At 45.8% G+C, this 17,224-nt stretch carries 11 protein-coding genes and 1 pseudogene; 8 read left to right on the plus strand and 4 right to left on the minus strand.

Annotation, left to right across the window (positions count from 1 at the left end):
- Nucleotides 1-463: 463 nt before the first annotated feature.
- Complete coding sequence (locus ACMH5P_RS11220; RefSeq protein ID WP_459494461.1) at nt 464-2,062, minus strand: M28 family peptidase; 1,599 nt, start codon at nt 2,060-2,062, stop codon at nt 464-466.
- A 105-nt stretch (nt 2,063-2,167) separates the two neighbouring features.
- Here ACMH5P_RS11220 and gcvP point away from each other — a divergent pair, with 105 nt between their 5' ends.
- The 4 genes from gcvP (at nt 2,168) to rocD (ending at nt 10,448) form a co-directional block, all read left to right on the plus strand.
- Nucleotides 2,168-5,044 carry an aminomethyl-transferring glycine dehydrogenase gene (gcvP, locus tag ACMH5P_RS11225; protein WP_459494462.1) on the plus strand — a complete coding sequence of 959 codons (2,877 nt, stop codon included), beginning with the start codon at nt 2,168-2,170 and terminating at the stop codon, nt 5,042-5,044.
- Between the two features lie 178 nt (nt 5,045-5,222).
- Nucleotides 5,223-7,625 (plus strand): 3-hydroxyacyl-CoA dehydrogenase/enoyl-CoA hydratase family protein, encoded by a 2,403-nt coding sequence (locus tag ACMH5P_RS11230; RefSeq protein WP_459494463.1) that lies wholly within the window; start codon nt 5,223-5,225, stop codon nt 7,623-7,625.
- Between the two features lie 2 nt (nt 7,626-7,627).
- Nucleotides 7,628-8,803, plus strand: coding sequence for an acetyl-CoA C-acyltransferase (locus ACMH5P_RS11235; protein WP_459494464.1), 1,176 nt, complete (start codon nt 7,628-7,630; stop codon nt 8,801-8,803).
- 427 nt (nt 8,804-9,230) lie between these two features.
- Nucleotides 9,231-10,448 (plus strand): ornithine--oxo-acid transaminase, encoded by a 1,218-nt coding sequence (rocD, locus tag ACMH5P_RS11240; RefSeq protein WP_459494465.1) that lies wholly within the window; start codon nt 9,231-9,233, stop codon nt 10,446-10,448.
- Here the strand turns inward: rocD and ygiD are convergent.
- Together ygiD and rho are read right to left on the minus strand one after the other, a co-directional pair.
- The gene (ygiD, locus tag ACMH5P_RS11245; RefSeq protein ID WP_459494466.1) at nt 10,445-11,254 is read right to left on the minus strand and encodes a 4,5-DOPA-extradiol-dioxygenase; all 810 of its coding nucleotides are present in this window, start codon (nt 11,252-11,254) and stop codon (nt 10,445-10,447) included. The genes rocD and ygiD overlap by 4 nt on opposite strands.
- Nucleotide 11,255: 1 nt before the next feature.
- A pseudogene (gene rho, locus ACMH5P_RS11250) lies at nt 11,256-12,404 on the minus strand (transcription termination factor Rho); the annotation flags it as partial.
- Nucleotides 12,405-13,063: 659 nt separating this feature from the next.
- Between rho and ACMH5P_RS11255 the strand changes: the two are divergent.
- The 3 genes from ACMH5P_RS11255 to bioA are packed head-to-tail and all read left to right on the plus strand — an operon-like array spanning nt 13,064 to nt 16,089.
- Complete coding sequence (locus ACMH5P_RS11255) at nt 13,064-14,218, plus strand: aminotransferase class I/II-fold pyridoxal phosphate-dependent enzyme (protein WP_459494467.1); 1,155 nt, start codon at nt 13,064-13,066, stop codon at nt 14,216-14,218.
- Nucleotides 14,211-14,816: a dethiobiotin synthase gene (gene bioD / locus ACMH5P_RS11260; RefSeq protein ID WP_459494468.1), complete on the plus strand. Its 606-nt coding sequence runs from the start codon at nt 14,211-14,213 to the stop codon at nt 14,814-14,816. The genes ACMH5P_RS11255 and bioD overlap by 8 nt, the downstream gene beginning before the upstream one ends.
- Nucleotides 14,794-16,089 carry an adenosylmethionine--8-amino-7-oxononanoate transaminase gene (gene bioA, locus ACMH5P_RS11265; protein WP_459494469.1) on the plus strand — a complete coding sequence of 432 codons (1,296 nt, stop codon included), beginning with the start codon at nt 14,794-14,796 and terminating at the stop codon, nt 16,087-16,089. Before bioD ends, bioA begins: the two co-directional genes overlap by 23 nt.
- Here bioA and ACMH5P_RS11270 read toward each other — a convergent pair.
- Complete coding sequence (locus tag ACMH5P_RS11270; RefSeq protein ID WP_459494470.1) at nt 16,078-16,476, minus strand: nuclear transport factor 2 family protein; 399 nt, start codon at nt 16,474-16,476, stop codon at nt 16,078-16,080. The genes bioA and ACMH5P_RS11270 overlap by 12 nt on opposite strands.
- 127 nt (nt 16,477-16,603) lie before the next feature.
- Here ACMH5P_RS11270 and ACMH5P_RS11275 point away from each other — a divergent pair, with 127 nt between their 5' ends.
- Nucleotides 16,604-17,182 (plus strand): HupE/UreJ family protein, encoded by a 579-nt coding sequence (locus ACMH5P_RS11275; protein WP_459494471.1) that lies wholly within the window; start codon nt 16,604-16,606, stop codon nt 17,180-17,182.
- Nucleotides 17,183-17,224 lie beyond the last annotated feature (42 nt).

Below are 17,224 nucleotides of genomic sequence, written 5' to 3' on the forward strand. Positions count from 1 at the left end.
TGTAGAGACGCGATACTTCGCGTCTATTTACCCAGTTACATGTAGAGACGCGATACTTCGCGTCTATTTACCCAGTTACATGTAGAGACGCGATACTTCGCGTCTATTTACCCAGTTACATGTAGAGACGCGATACCTCGCGTCTATTTACCCAGTTACATGTAGAGACGCGATACCTCGCGTCTAATTACCCAGTTACATGTAGAGACGCGATACCTCGCGTCTATTTACCCAGTTACATGTAGAGACGCGATACCTCGCGTCTATTTACCCAGTTACATGTAGAGACGCGATACCTCGCGTCTAGCCAAACCACCTCAAAACCACCAAAGACGCGAAGTATCGCGTCTCTACAAACCACCGAAAAACCACCAAAGACGCGAAGTATCGCGTCTCTACAAAAAAAGCCCCAAGCAATGCTTGGGGCCCTCCAAAGTCCAACGACTAAAGTCCAAAGTCTACCCTACGGTTTGTTCGAATCCACCTTCAATCTTTCCTCACGATTCGAGATCTCCCATGCCATGTAGAACACCAAACGGCCTACCTTCTGCACTTGATCAAATTCGATTTTCTCAACATCATCACCTGGCATGTGATAATCATCATGCACGCCATTGAAGAAGAAGGCTACTGGAATGCCATGTTTGGCAAAATTATAGTGGTCGGAACGATAGTAAAAACGATTCGGATCATTCGGATCATTGAAACGGAAATCCAATTCCAAGCCAATATGCTTCTTATTTTGATCCACTAAAATATCCCGTAAGGTCGACGATAATTTATCCGATCCAATCTCATAAATATAATCCGGCTTACCCATGTGCTCATCATCGTAACGGCCTGTCATGTCGGTATTGATATCACAAACCGTGTTGGCCAATGGAAACAAAGGATGGTTTGAATACCACTCGGAACCCAACAAACCCTTTTCTTCACCCGTCACGGTCATGAACAAAATGCTCCGACGAGGTCTTTTACCTTCTGCAGCCGCCTTACCGAAGGCCTCCGCCAATTCCATTATCGTCACCGTACCCGATCCATCATCGTTTGCACCGTTATTAATCTTTCCATCAAACGAAATACCAATGTGGTCATAGTGAGCCGTCAAAATAACTACCTCATCTTTCTTATCGGTTCCTTCCAAATAACCCACAACATTATACGTATCCACCGGCTTCTCCGTACGCTCAATGGTCAAGCTGACCGAAGATGCCTTAAACTTCGAAGGCATTGATTTTTTGGCAGCTGCAACGGATGCTTTATAGGCCAATAAATCTGCCTCGGTCGTACCTAAAATTTCCGCAGCCATGGCTGAAGAAATCAATAAGACAGGTGCCTCATTCGGTGACGCCGCGACATCCGCAAAAACCATACGCTCATTTCCGAAACGCTGCATCATCACCTGACGTTGACGCAATTGATTTCCGAAATCCTTTTCAGTCTTATCGGAAATTAAGATTAAACCTTTGGCGCCGGCACCTTGTGCGCGCTTCAACTTCTCTTTCCAGCCATCTCCTTTACCAAAAGCCGAGGGATCCTTCGTCCCCGAAAGCACATAATTACCTGCTGCATCTTTGGCTTCGCCCTCGAACGCAAGGACATATTTTCCTTTCGCATTTAGCTTATCAAAATCCGTGAATCCCGCTTGCTGAACACCAAAGCCCGCAAATACGACCGTAAACTTAGAGTCCGCCGCAACAGGTGCCAAGGCATTCGCCATGAATTGGCCTAAATAATCATAGGATTTACCTTTGATGGTCAAGCCAACTTGGGTCCATGAACGATTCACCAAATCCACCTTTTGGAAATAGGAACCATTGACAGGGGCTAAGCCCGACTTCTTAAAATGGTCTGCGATGTAATTCGCTGCGACCTTCTGTTCTGCCGAACCGGTATTGCGACCTTTTAGGCTATCTGACGCGATAAAAGTCAAATGCTTTTTCAAATCTTCGGCCTTAATCGTATAGGCATACGGGACCGGATTTGCTTGAGCGAATGCACCCAAGGAAATTAAATTAGCGAACAGAACAAGCGCTAAAACATAGTTTGTTGATTTTTTCATCGATTAAAACAAATTTAAAGAAAGCGAAGTTAAGGAATCAAAAATAAATCGCTAAAAAAAGCTTACTTTTGTGGCGATTTTTCCATCCAAATACATAAGTATTTTATGACCCCAAATTTCAAATATCGGGAAGATTTCTCCTTGCGTCACAACAATGTAGAACCTGCCGACGTAGCCGCCATGTTAAAAGAAATCGGCGTTGCTGATTTAAACACACTCATCAATCAAACTGTACCTGAAAAAATTCGTTTGGCACAAGGCCTTCGCCTACCGGCACCGAAAACGGAGTTTGAATTCTTGCGGGATTTCAAACAAATCATGGGTCAAAACAAAATCTTCAAAAGCCACATTGGTTTAGGGTATTTCGACACCTTTACGCCTACGGTTATTTTACGTAACATCTTGGAAAATCCATCTTGGTACACGGCCTACACGCCCTACCAAGCTGAAATCGCGCAAGGACGTTTGGAGATGTTATTAAACTACCAAACGATGGTCATCGAATTGACCGGCATGGAATTAGCAAATGCATCCTTGTTGGACGAAAGTACCGCAGCCGCCGAAGCCATGACGATGTTATATGGCCAGCGTCCCACAGAACGTAACAACGCCGAAACTCTTTTTGTGTCATCTTTATGCTTGCCACAAACCATCGACTTGTTGATGACGCGTGCAGAGCCAATCGGCATCGAAATCGAGGTGGGAGATCATACCAAAATCGACTTAACTGATCCGAAATATTACGGAATCGTTTTACAATATCCAGCTGCGAATGGCGAAGTCTATGATTACAAGGATTTCGTGAGCGCTGCCAAGGAACAACATTTACAAGTTGTCGTTGCGGCCGACCTATTGGCACTAACCTTATTAACGCCTCCGGGTGAATGGGGAGCCGACGTGGTCGTGGGAAGTTCACAGCGTTTCGGGGTACCGATGGGATTCGGTGGTCCTCATGCGGCTTTCTTTGCAACTAAAGAGAAATACAAGCGTAGCATTCCAGGTCGGATCATCGGTGTTTCCGTTGATGCGGAAGGTAACCGTGCGCTTCGCATGGCGCTTCAAACGCGTGAACAACACATTCGTCGCGAAAAAGCAACCTCAAACATCTGTACTGCTCAAGTACTCCTGTCTATCATGGCAGCGGCTTATGCCATCTATCACGGACCGGAAGGCTTGAAGAAAATCGCGGAACGCGTGTATGGATTAACGGAATTATTAGCGGCTGGCTTAAAGAAACTGGGCTATACCCTAGAAAACACTCAGCACTTCGATACCTTGACAGTCTTAACCGGAACACAAACGGACGAGATTCGTGAATATGCAGAGGAGTCGGAGCGCAACTTTAGATACTACAAAAACGATGCAGGTAAATTGAGCATCGCATTGGACGAAACGACATCGGAGGATGATGTGATTGAGATTTTAGCATTCTTCCAGCGTGCTCAAGGCCAACGAATTTTAGGCGACGAATTGACGGTAGCATGGACGATTCCAGCGGCCTTAACGCGAAGCACACCGTTCATGACGCATGATGTGTTCAATCGCTACCATTCGGAACATGGTATGTTGCGTTATTTAAAGACCTTAGAGTCAAAGGATTTATCGATGGTACATTCGATGATCTCTTTGGGATCTTGTACGATGAAATTGAATGCGACAACGGAAATGATTCCGGTGACTTGGCCAGAAATGGGCAAGATGCATCCTTTTGCTCCGGCATTTCAGACACGTGGGTACCAACAAATGATTACCGAATTAAGTGCTTGGTTATGTGAAATCACTGGATTTGCGGCGATGTCCATGCAACCAAACTCGGGGGCACAAGGCGAATATGCTGGATTGATGGTGATTCGTGCTTACCATGCTTCACGCGGAAATTCACATCGTAACATCGCGCTTATTCCATCTTCTGCACATGGCACGAATCCTGCCTCTGCTGTGATGGCGGGCATGAAGGTAATTGTTACACCTTGTGACGAAAATGGAAATATTGATGTGGATGCTTTGCGTGCCAAGGCAGAAGAACATAAAGATGATTTGGCATGCTTAATGGTTACGTATCCAAGTACACATGGTGTGTTCGAAGAGAGTATCATTGATATTTGCGCGATGATCCATGAGTTTGGCGGTCAAGTATACATGGATGGTGCGAATATGAATGCACAGGTAGGATTAACTTCCCCGGCGCGCATTGGAGCAGATGTATGTCACTTAAACTTACACAAGACCTTCTGTATTCCACACGGAGGTGGCGGACCCGGCATGGGGCCGATCGGGGTAGCTCCTCAATTGGTACCATTCTTACCAGGACACGTGATTACGGATTCGGTGGAAGCTCCCGCCCATGGAGCGGTTTCAGCAGCACCGGTGGGATCCGCTTCGATCTTGGCTATTTCATACGCCTACATCGCGATGATGGGTGGTGCAGGATTAACCGAGGCAACTCAAACGGCAATCTTGAATGCAAACTACATCAAAGCCCGTTTGGAAAAAGAATTCCCAATCCTGTACACAGGTTCGCAAGGTCGTTGTGCGCATGAGATGATTGTGGATTGCAGACCATTTAAATTATCTGCCGGCGTTGAAGCGGAAGATATCGCAAAACGCTTAATGGATTATGGTTTCCACGCACCTACCCTATCGTTCCCGGTAGCAGGTACCTTGATGATTGAGCCGACCGAGTCGGAAAGCAAAGAGGAATTAGATCGTTTCTGCGACGCCTTGTTGAGCATCCGTGCGGAGATTCGTGCGATCGAAGAAGGAAAAGTGGAGAAGACTAATAACTTGCTGAAGAACGCACCGCATACACAATCGCGTGTTTTGACGGCCGACTGGGATAAGCCTTATACACGTGAAGAAGCGGTATTCCCACTTCCGTATGTGAAGGCGAATAAGTTCTGGCCTACGGTGTCACGTATCGACTCAGCTTACGGCGATCGTAACTTGGTATGTGCCTGTGAACCGGTATCAAGCTACGCTTAATTTATCAGGCTATTCATATTTTTTATCCCCCTGGTAAACTCCAGGGGGATTTTTATTGATAATTTAACTAGTATGCTTGCATAACATTTTGTTTTTTCGGTATATTTACGACGGTAGAAGCTGAGGGGGTCAACGGACCGCTTTGCCTTACCCAAAAAATCATCCCAAACTTTTTAACATGAATCGTTCCATCAAACGCGTAGCCATCTTAGGCTCTGGAATCATGGGCTCTCGAATAGCCTGTCATTTCGCAAACATTGGCGTTCAGGTATTGCTTTTGGACATTGCGCCCAAAGAACTGAGCCCCGAGGAACAAGCAAAAGGCTTAAGCCTCGAGCACCCATCCGTGAAAAACCGGATCGTTAATACGGCATTTCAACAAACTATACAGGCAAAGCCCGCATCGCTTTACAGCAGCGGCTTTGCCAAAAACATTAAACTGGGCAACTTCGAAGATAATCTACCGGAGATTGCACAGGTCGATTGGATCATGGAAGTTGTCGTGGAAAATTTAGCGATTAAAAAATCGCTCTATGACCGCGTCGAGCAATTTCGTCAACCCGGCACACTGATTACATCGAATACCTCCGGTATTCCAATTCACTTAATGGCAGAAGGTCGTTCGGAGGATTTCCAAACACATTTCTGCGGCACGCACTTTTTCAATCCGCCTCGTTATTTACGTTTACTTGAAATTATCCCTACCCCAAAAACAGATCCGAAAATCATCGATTTTCTGCTTCAATTTGGGGAGACTCAATTAGGTAAAACCACCGTCCTTTGTAAAGACACGCCTGCCTTCATCGCGAACCGCATTGGGGTGTATTCGATGATGCAAACCATGAAAGTGGTGGAAGAGTTAGGGTTAACAGTTGAGCAGGTCGACAAGCTAACCTCAAAGGTCGTTGGCCGACCGAAATCAGGAACCTTCCGTTTATCCGACGTCGTAGGTTTAGACACCACCGTTCATGTGGCCAACAATTTGAAGCAGGCTTTGACTAACGATGAAAGTAAGTCGATTTTTGAATTGCCTAACATGCTTCAAAAACTCATGGAGAACAAATGGTTCGGAGATAAGACGGGTCAGGGATTCTACAAGAAGACGAAGGAGGGTGGCAAAACGGTGATCTTGAGTTTGGATCTTCAGACATTTGAATACCGCCCGTCGCAGAAGGTTTCGTTTGAAACGTTGGAGCGCACGAAAGCCATCGATAAGCTATCGGATCGTTTCGCAGTCTTATTGGCCGGCAAGGATTTGGCAGGTGAATTTTACCGCAAAACCCTTTTGGATGGTTTCCGCTACGCATCTATGCGCGTTCCGGAAATCGCAGACGATTTTGTCAAAATTGACCAAGCCATCTGCGCCGGATTCGGTTGGGAAATGGGAATCTTCGAAACCTGGGACGCCATCGGTGTTCAAAACGGCATCGAGCTCATGGCAGCCGAGGGTCATACCCCAGCCGCCTGGGTCAACGAAATGGTTCAAGCGGGTCATACTAGCTTCTACCGTGTCGAAAATGGCGAGCGTCAATACTATGACATTCATCAAAAGAAATACCTAACCATACCTGGATCGAACAAGCAGATTAATTTGCAGATCCTAAAACCAACGAATACGATTTACAAAAATGATGATGCAAGTATTATCGATATCGGTGATGGCATCATCAACTTGGAATTCCATTCGAAGATGAATACGATGGGCCAAGGCGTTTTGGAGGGTATTCAAAAGGCGATTGATTTGGCCGAAAAAGATTACCGTGGATTGGTCATCGGAAATGAGGGTGTTGAGGCATTCTCGGCCGGGGCGAATTTAGGTATGTTATTTATGTATGCGGCCCAACAAGAATTTGATGAGGTCAATCAGATGATTGCCATCTTCCAAAAAACCATGATGCGCGTTCGTTATTCGTCCATTCCGGTGGTCGTAGCGCCGCATACCCTAGCACTTGGAGGTGGTACTGAGATTAACTTACATGCCGACAAAATCGTAGCACATGCGGAATTGTACATGGGCTTGGTGGAAGTAGGTGTGGGACTTATCCCGGCCGGCGGAGGAACCAAGGAGATGGCTTTGCGGATGGGCGATGCCCGTCGGAAAGGCGACGTCGAACTCAACCGTTTGCAAGAAGCCTTCATGAACATTGCCACTGCGCGCGTGAGTACTTCGGCGCATGAGGCCTTGGAAATGAATTACTTACGCAAAGAAGATCGCATTGTATTGAATCGCAGCCAATTGATTTCAGAGGCGAAGAAAGAGGCGATTGCATTGGCGGAAGCGGGTTATGTGATGCAACAACCACGCAGCGATGTGTGGGTGGAAGGCAAGCAAGGGCTAGCCTTATTTAAAGCGGGAATTCAAGGTATGTTGATGGGTAAATACATCTCGGAACACGATGCCTTGATTGCTAATAAATTAGCCTACGCAATTTGCGGGGGAGATTTAGATGCGCCTCAATTAGTTACCGAGGAATACATGCTTGACTTGGAGCGGGAGGCATTCTTGTCGTTATCTGGAGAGCGCAAAACATTGGAACGAATCAGTAGCTTATTAAATGGAGGTAAACCTTTAAGAAATTAATCATGAACGCATATATCATAGCAGGTTACCGCACGGCGGTGGCAAAAGCAAACAAAGGTGGATTTAGAACCATGCGACCAGATGATTTGGCAGCAGAGGTAATCAAACATTTAATGGCCCAGGTTCCTTCAGTGGATCCGGTATTGGTCGAGGATTTGATCGTCGGCAACGCCATTCCCGAAGCAGAACAAGGCATGCAGATGGCTCGTTACATCTCCTTATTGTCATTGCCAAAGAGCGTGCCAGGATTCATCATCAACCGTTATTGCGGATCAGGCTTAGAGGCGATTGCCTTGGCGTCTTCCAAAATCGCAGCTGGCATCGCGGATTGCATCATAGCGGGGGGAACGGAATCGATGAGTATGTTACCGATGATGGGACATAAAACCGTATTGAATTACAACATCGCATCGGAGCATCCGGATTATTACATCGGGATGGGCTTAACGGCTGAGGAGGTTGCGAAGAAATATGAAATTTCCCGGGATGACCAAGACGCATTTGCCTTGGCATCGCACCAAAAGGCCCTCGCAGCACAAGCTGCTGGACATTTTGATGTATCCATTGTGCCCATCAACGTATCTGAAAATTATTTCGATGCGGCGTCTGGGAAGAAGAAAACAAGAACTTGGACAGTCAGCAAAGACGAAGGTCCGCGTGCGGATACAACCATCGAAGCCTTGGGAAAATTAAAACCTGTATTTGCGATGGGTGGAACCGTTACGGCGGGAAATGCCTCGCAAACCTCAGACGGAGCGGCTTTTGTTTTGGTCGTATCTGAAGCCTTCGTAAAGCAACATAAACTCGAGCCGATTGCCCGCATGGTGACATATGCTACGGCGGGTGTAGAACCTAGCTTGATGGGAATTGGACCGGTGGAGGCGATTCCATTGGCTTTGAAGAAGGCTGGCTTGAAACTGAATGACATCCAACAAATCGAATTGAACGAGGCCTTTGCAGCACAGTCGCTTGCCGTTATCAAAACATTGGGCATTGACCCAAGTATTGTGAATGTGAATGGAGGAGCGATTGCATTGGGTCATCCTCTAGGATGTTCCGGAGCGAAACTATCCATTCAGTTGTTCGACGAAATGAAACGCCGCAACCAGAAATACGGTATGGTAACTGCCTGCGTAGGTGGTGGCCAAGGCGTGGCTGGGATTTACGAGCGACTTTAAAATGTAGAGACGCGATACCTCGCATCTTAAATATGTAGAGGCGCGATACCTCGCGTCTTAAATATGTAGAGGCGCGATACTTCGCGTCTTAAATATGTAGAGGCGCGATACTTCGCGTCTTAAATATGTAGAGGCGCGATACTTCGCGTCTTAAATATGTAGAGACGCGATACTTCGCGTCTTAAATATGTAAAGACGCGATACCTCGCGTCTTAAATATATAGAGGCGCGACACCTCGCGTCTTAAATTAATGAGACGCGAGGTATCGCGTCTCTACAACAAAAAACAGACGCGAAATAAAGATTCCGCAAAAATTAAAATGAGACGCGAGGTATCGCGTCTCTACAACAAAAAACAGACGCGAAATAAAGATTCCGCAAAAATTAAAATGAGACGCGAAGTATCGCGTCTCTACCTGATCAACAAATGACATCAACCGATTACATCCGCCTAGAATCTGAATACGGTGCCCATAATTACCATCCCATCCCCGTTGTCTTGAGCAAAGGCCTCGGAGTACATGTGTGGGATGTGGAGGGTAAGAAATACCTTGATTTTTTGTCGGCCTACAGCGCCGTCAATCAGGGTCATTGCCACCCTCGATTAATTCAAGCCATCAGCGAACAGGCTCAAAAACTCACCCTGAGTTCACGCGCTTTTCACAACGACCAATTAGGCCAAACCGAAAAGAAGCTCGCGGAAAAATTTGGCTACGATAAGGTCTTGTTGATGAATACGGGAGTGGAAGCCGGCGAATCTGCGATCAAACTCGCGCGCAAATGGGCCTATGAGGTGAAGGGCATTCCCAATAACCAAGCACAAATCATCGTGGCAGAGGGCAATTTCTGGGGAAGGACCATCGCAGCGATTTCCTCTTCGACGGACCCCAGCAGCTACCACCATTTTGGTCCCTATGCACCTGGATTTATTAAGATTCCCTATAATGATTTAGCTTCCTTGGAAGCGCAAGTGAAGAATCCCGATGTTGCCGCCTTTATGGTGGAGCCCATTCAAGGAGAAGCAGGCGTCATTCTACCCGATGCCGGTTACCTCAAAAAGGCATCGGAACTTTGTAAGAAACACAATGTTTTATTCATCGCCGACGAGATTCAAACGGGCCTTGGACGGACGGGGGCTTGGTTAGCCTGTCACCATGAATTCGTACATCCCGATATTTTATTATTGGGCAAAGCCCTATCGGGAGGTTTCATGCCCGTTTCTGCAGTCTTGTGCCGCAATGAAATCATGTTAACTATTAAACCCGGCGAGCATGGTTCAACGTTCGGTGGAAACCCTTTGGCCTGTGCCGTGGCTAATGTAGCCATCGATATTTTAGGGGATGAAGATTTGATTGAAAACGCGGAAAAGCGAGGCCAACAATTGATGAAATTCCTTCAGACCTTACAAGCGAAAACGGCACTCATCCGAGAGGTACGCGGCAAGGGTTTGCTTTGTGCCATTGAGATAAATACCGATGAAGACAGTCCGGTAGCCTGGGAAATCTGCCTAGATTTCATGCGCGCGGGTCTTTTGGCGAAACCGACACATGGCAACAAAATCCGTTTAGCGCCACCATTGACCATTTCCAAAGTGGAGATGGAACAGGCCTGCGAAATTATCGAGAAAGTATTTTTTGGCTATTAACGAATCTCGAAGCAACGCATCGAAATGCCTCCATAAACGAGTTGTTCGTAGGTCGTATGCACTTGCTCGTCGGCGCGCGCTAAAGCCAAACTGTATAAGAGCGGAATGTAATGATCCGGCGTAGGGACCGAATAACGGCCACCCGGAGCACGTTCGTAATCCAAGAGTCCTTCGACGTTTTTGTTGGCAATTAAATTCGCCGACCACGCATCAAATTCCTGTGCCCATTCGTAGCCAAAATTCTCTTGACCCGAACTCAGGTTGGGGATACTCGCCTCTAAATTGTGTACGATATTTCCACTACCGAGAATCAACACCCCTTTTTCGCGCAAAAATTGCAATTCACGTGCTAAGGAGATATGATAGCCCAATGGCCGAGAATAATCGATGGAAAGTTCAAAGCAAGGGATAGTATGCTGCGGAAATAGGTGACATAAAACGGTCCAGGCACCATGATCTAAGCCCCATTCGGTGGTAGGTTGGACCGACTTCACTTCATCCGCCAAAGCCAAGGCAAAGAATGGGCTTCCGGGAGCCGGATATTGGTATTGATGCAATTCTCGAGGGAATCCCCCAAAATCATGGATCGTTTCGGGATTCGGAGAAGCCTGGACGAAGCTGCCTCCGCGGGTCAACCAGTGTGCGGAAACCACCAATACCGCTTGAGGCGGGGCGATAGAAGCGCCTAATTGATTCAAGGATTGTGTAAATGGGTTGTCCATTAACGCATTCATCGGACTGCCATGCCCGATAAACCAAACGGGCTGACGATCCGATGAACGTAATTCAATAGGTAAAATCGACATCTTAGCGATTCATAGAAACCAAAAACTCCTCGTTGTTTCGCGTACCTTTCATTTGCTGTTGCAAGAATTCCATCGCCTCGACGGAGTTCATGTCCGACATGTGCTTGCGCAAAATCCATACGCGTTGTAGAACCGCAGGATCCATTAATAGATCCTCGCGACGCGTACCCGAAGCCGTAACATCAATCGATGGGTAAATACGGCGATTGGCCAATTTACGATCCAATTGTAATTCCATGTTACCCGTTCCTTTGAATTCCTCAAAGATAACCTCATCCATTTTCGAACCGGTTTCAATTAAGGCCGTCGCGATAATGGTTAATGAACCACCATTCTCCACATTACGAGCCGCCCCGAAGAAACGTTTCGGTTTGTGTAAAGCATTAGCATCCACACCACCGGATAAAATCTTACCTGACGAAGGAACGACAGTATTATAAGCACGCGCTAAACGCGTGATTGAATCTAATAAAATCACCACATCGTGGCCACATTCCACCATGCGCTTTGCCTTCTCCAAGACAAGATTCGCCACTTTCACATGACGCTCCGCTTGCTCATCGAAGGTAGATGAAATTACCTCCGCACGCACCGAACGTTGCATATCGGTTACCTCCTCTGGACGTTCGTCGATCAACAAGATAATCAAATAAACCTCGGGGTGGTTACGCGAAATCGCATTGGCGATGTCTTTCAGCAACACAGTTTTACCGGTCTTCGGCTGAGCGACAATCATACCACGTTGGCCTTTACCTATCGGCGCAAACAAGTCCAAAATACGCGTCGAATAATTATCCGGCGTCGAAGACAAGTTTAATTTTTCCTCTGGGAATAAAGGTGTCAAATACTCGAAATTGATCCGATCACGAATCTCATCGGTAGTCTTCCCATTCACGGACTCTACCTTTAACAAGGCGAAATACTTCTCCCCTTCTTTCGGAGGGCGAATTTTTCCTAAGATGGTATCCCCTGTCTTCAAACCAAACATTTTGATTTGAGAGGGTGACACATAAATATCATCCGGTGAAGCTAAGTAGTTGTAATCCGATGAGCGCATAAAGCCATATCCACCCTCTTGCATGATCTCCAGCACACCTTCATTATCGATCAAACCATCCAATTCTTTGATAACTTGGTTGTAGTTATTACGATGTTGGCGATGTTGATGCTGATGGGATTGAGCAGGTGCATCTTCTTTCGGAAGCGAATTGACATCCACCGGAGCGTCCGTTGGAGAAACTTTATCAGCTGCCAGCGGCGCATCACTTGTCACAAAAGAAGTATCAACTTCCTCGGGTTCAATGATGCCATCGACTTCAATAGGCGCTTCCTCAGCAGCAGGCTTTCCTTTGCGAGGACGAATGTTACGTGCTGGCTTTGCGGGAGCTGTTTCCTCCGAAACAACAGGAACTGATTCAGCCACGGGGCTTTCTCCCATCGGTAATAAGGGAGCTTGTTCTTCAGTCGGTTTTTGAATTCTTTGACGCTTAGGACGGTTTGATTGTGCGGATTCGTTATCCATATAAAAGGAAAAGTGTTGATATTTTGTGATGAAACAATCCCCAAACTAAATCAATATTGACCTCTTTGACATACGGTAAGCAAATCCTTTGGATTGCAGTACAAGAGCGAAATTTGGGAGAATTGTTAACAGAAACGTTTTCGACATTGAAACGTTGTGCAATACTACATTAGAGTTCGCGGATTGTCAAGGAATATTTCCTGTTTTTGACTCAAATTATCTAAAAACGCATTTTTTAATCTGTTTCGACTCGGAATTGCCCCGTCTTTCGTAGTTTTACAGCCAATATGTCAACTAAATATTCCGCTAACCAACTTCTGATCAATGCCTTAAAGGATCGCCAAAGCGCAGGGCTTTTGCGCTCATTAAGCTCAGTGGCTGGAATGGTGGACTTTTGCTCGAATGACTACTTGGGACTGGCAAAGGATAAATACTTAGCTGATCAAATCACAGCAGACCAAGCAGCCTGGCAAGCGACACAAAATGAGACGGTTCCCATCAATGGATCAAGTGGTTCACGCTTGATATCGGGTAATCATCCCTATATGGAGGCGTTTGAAAAGCAATGTGCCGAGCTTCATCAAGCGGAAGCAGCGCTGCTATTTGGCTCGGGATTTGAGGCAAACTTAGGACTTATCTCAGCCCTCGCACAGAAACAGCATGTCATTTTTTGCGATAAATTATTGCATGCGAGTTTAATCGATGGCCTACGATTAGCACCCGCTGAGCGGCGCATATTTAAGCACAACGACTTAGATGATCTGATACATTTATTGGAACAATATCCTGCCGAGACCATGAAGTGGGTTGTCGTGGAATCGGTCTATTCGATGGATGGCGACATGGCTCCTTTACAGGAACTCATCCGATTAAAACAGAAATATTCATTCGAACTTATCGTAGACGAGGCGCATGCGGGCGGAGTTTACGGTCCGCAAGGAGCAGGTCTTTGTGTCGAATTAGGCATAGAAAAGGAAATTTTTGCCAGGGTAGTCACTTTTGGCAAGGCATGGGGTAACGCGGGGGCGGTGGTATTAGGATCGGAAACACTTCGCTCCTATTTGATTAATTTCGCCCGACCGTTTATTTATTCCACAGCGCCTACGCCCCACCATGTATTGAGTCTTCAAACAACTTTATCCTTTGTTGCGAAGGCAGAAACACAACGTCAGTTGTTAAAAGAAACGATTAGATATTTCAAATCCCTGCAAAAATCTGCTGCGTGGGGTTCGAGTCAAACAGCCATCCAAACCTTTTTCGTCCCTGGAAATGAGGCCGTCCGAGCTGTCGCTCAACAAGTACAAGTAGCCGGTTTTGCAGTTAAGCCGATTGTATACCCAACGGTACCGAAGGGAAAAGAACGAATTCGAATTACGCTCACCGCGAAAACCTCGCGAGCAGATATTCAAACACTCATCAATACCCTAGAAACCCATGCCTAAACAATACATCATCGCAGGAATTGGGACAGAAATAGGTAAAACGGTCTGCTCTGCCATCATTACGAAGGCCTTGCAAGCCGACTATTGGAAGCCTATTCAAGCTGGGAATTTGACGGATGGGGATGCCTATTGGGTCCAACAATGGGTTCCGGGCACGGAGGTGCATGCCAGTAAATTTGCGTTACAAAATCCACTCTCACCCCATACCGCGGCTGAATTGGATGGAATTCGAATCGATTTAAATTCGTTTCATTTACCTAAAACAAAGGAGAATTTAATTGTTGAATTGGCTGGCGGAATCATGGTCCCTTTGAATGAAAAGGATACCAACCTAGATTTGATTGAGCGATTAGGCCTACCCGTCATCCTGGTGAGCAAAAATTACTTAGGAAGCATCAATCATACCCTAATGACTTACGAGATTCTAAAATCTCGAAGCATTGAAATCGCAGGAATCGTATTCAATGGCCAAACAAATTCCTCCGGAGAATCGTTTATCCTCCAGTACACGGGGCTTCCTGTCCTATTGCGTGTGAACGAAGAAAAAGAAATTAACCCATCCCTTATTGCTCGATATGCCGAATCATTCAAATGCTAATTTAGCCCAGCGTGATGCCGCGGTTGTTTGGCATCCTTTTACTCAGCACCACATCGAACCCTTATCGATTCCTATTACGCACGGTGAGGGAGTCTATTTAATCGATGCAGACGGGAAACGTTACATAGATGCAATCTCATCTTGGTGGGTGAGCATTCACGGTCATGCGCATCCTTATCTCGCTCAAAAAATATACGAGCAGGCACTTAAATTAGAGCAGGTGATTTTTGCGGGATTTACCCACGAACCTGCGATTGAATTATCCGAACGACTTTTAGGCCACTTACCGAATAATTTCGAGAAGGTATTTTTCTCTGATAATGGGAGTACAGCTGTGGAGGTGGGTCTCAAGATGGCCTTGCAATTTTTTCATAATCAAGGTCAAACTCAAAAGCGAAAAATCATTGCATTTGAAGATGCCTACCATGGTGATACGTTTGGCGCGATGAGCGTCGGGGCACCCAGTGCCTTCAATGCACCATTCCAGGATATGCTCTTCGAGGTGGAATTTCTACCGAGTCCTAGTGATGCGCAGGCGTGTATTCAGGCCATGCGGGAGAAAATGAAGCAATCGGCCGACTACGCTGCATTTATTTTCGAACCACTCATTCAAGGAGCTGGCGGGATGAAAATGTATGCAGCAGAAACGTTGGATACACTCATAGAACTAGCCCATAAGCATCAGATACTTTGCATCGCCGACGAGATCATGACGGGCTTCGCGCGGACAGGGAAATGGTTTGCGATGGATTACCTCATTCATAAACCTGATATCGCTTGCTTCTCGAAAGGCCTAACCGGCGGCATGATGGCGATGGGGATAACCACCTGTTCGAATGAGCTATTTGATACATTCTTGTCGGAAGACCGCAAAAAAATGCTATTCCATAGCCATTCCTTTACGGCTAATCCAATGGCCTGCGCGGTTTCTTTGGCGAGTTTAGACATCTTGGAGAAACCGGAAACCTGGGAAAACCTTGCCCGTATACAGGCAAGTCATGAAACTTGGGCGGGAACCCAAACGAATCATCCGGTCATCAAAAACCTTCGCGTAAAAGGTACGATTATTGCCCTCGAATTAGTAGACGGTGAAGAAAATGGATACATGCATAGCGTGCGGGATGATGCTTACCAATATTTCCTAAAAAAAGGGATCCTTTTGAGACCCCTGGGAAATACCTTATACATTCTGCCACCTTATTGCATCAGCAACGAGGAACTACAAGTAATCTATTCAGAGATCGAAAACTTCGCCGCAGGATTAATTCGTTAGCTTCGTTGATTGCCAAGAAACCATTTGCCAACGTCCGTCTTCGAAAACAAACACGTCCGTAAAGCGAAGCTTCACAGGAGTCTCTTTGCCATCGGCTGAAAGATTCACTAGGTTAATCACGCCGGTATTGATTCCTGTTTTTCCGTAAACTCGTGTCAACATCTCCGCAGCCTCGATCGAAACATAACTTGATTTTCCAGAGAAAATAGATGCGATATAGGATTCCTTGTTATCCGTATTTCCACCTGAATGATGGTAAACTAAATCCTTGTGTAGGACTGCTTCAAGACCGGCACGATCCTTCGCAATCATCACCTTAAATCGGTCTAGTTCGGCTGATTTCAACGATTCTACCGTTGGCTTTTGCGCAAAAGTAGCGACAGACATGCAAAAAAATGTGAGTATTAAAAAAATATTTTTCATGTATTAAATTTTAAATTAAAGTCACAAAACTTGTATAACTACTCAAAAGCATCGCGCCAATTTAATAAATTGCGAACCTAAAACCACTTACATGTCACATTTCCAAACGTATTTACTACTTGGATTTCAGCACATTATGAATTGGCAGGCCTTGGATCATATCGTATTTATCCTGGCGATTTCCTGCATTTTTGGTTGGAAAGACATAAAGCAATTGCTCTGGTTAGTCACGGCATTCACAGTGGGACATTCCATTACGCTAGCATTGGCAACCTTAGGATTAATTTCAATCAATGTGGCATGGATTGAATTTCTGATTCCATGCACCATTTTAATTAGGGCCGTTCAGAATTTACGTTTTAAAGAAATGAAAAAGCGAAAAACGAGCGCAATGCCTTATTTCACGGTAATATTTTTTGGTTTGATTCATGGTTTAGGTTTTTCCAACTATTTACAGAGCTTACTAGGAAAGGAATTATCCATTACGGTGCCACTCTTTGCTTTTAACCTTGGCCTTGAATTAGGTCAATTAATTATTGTATCCCTAGTTCTACTATTAACATCGAATATCCTGTACCTTACGAATGTAAAACGTAAACATTATGTATGGGTAGTTTCGGGTATCGTTATTGGTTTAGTACTCCCTATGCTCATTGAACGTATTCCATAAAAAAAGCCCAACGTTTCCGCTGGGCTTTTAATGAATGTATAT

The sequence above is a fragment of the Aquirufa sp. 5-AUSEE-100C1 genome (assembly GCF_054558655.1).

Coding starts and splice junctions, on each gene's coding strand:
- bioA (WP_459494469.1), top strand. CDS start 14,794: ATGCCGAATCATTCAAATGCTAATTTAGCCCAGCGTGATGCCGCGGTT.
- ACMH5P_RS11275 (WP_459494471.1), top strand. CDS start 16,604: ATGTCACATTTCCAAACGTATTTACTACTTGGATTTCAGCACATTATG.
- ACMH5P_RS11255 (WP_459494467.1), top strand. CDS start 13,064: ATGTCAACTAAATATTCCGCTAACCAACTTCTGATCAATGCCTTAAAG.
- bioD (WP_459494468.1), top strand. CDS start 14,211: ATGCCTAAACAATACATCATCGCAGGAATTGGGACAGAAATAGGTAAA.
- ygiD (WP_459494466.1), bottom strand. CDS start 11,254: ATGTCGATTTTACCTATTGAATTACGTTCATCGGATCGTCAGCCCGTT.
- ACMH5P_RS11270 (WP_459494470.1), bottom strand. CDS start 16,476: ATGTCTGTCGCTACTTTTGCGCAAAAGCCAACGGTAGAATCGTTGAAA.
- ACMH5P_RS11235 (WP_459494464.1), top strand. CDS start 7,628: ATGAACGCATATATCATAGCAGGTTACCGCACGGCGGTGGCAAAAGCA.
- rocD (WP_459494465.1), top strand. CDS start 9,231: ATGACATCAACCGATTACATCCGCCTAGAATCTGAATACGGTGCCCAT.
- ACMH5P_RS11220 (WP_459494461.1), bottom strand. CDS start 2,062: ATGAAAAAATCAACAAACTATGTTTTAGCGCTTGTTCTGTTCGCTAAT.
- gcvP (WP_459494462.1), top strand. CDS start 2,168: ATGACCCCAAATTTCAAATATCGGGAAGATTTCTCCTTGCGTCACAAC.
- ACMH5P_RS11230 (WP_459494463.1), top strand. CDS start 5,223: ATGAATCGTTCCATCAAACGCGTAGCCATCTTAGGCTCTGGAATCATG.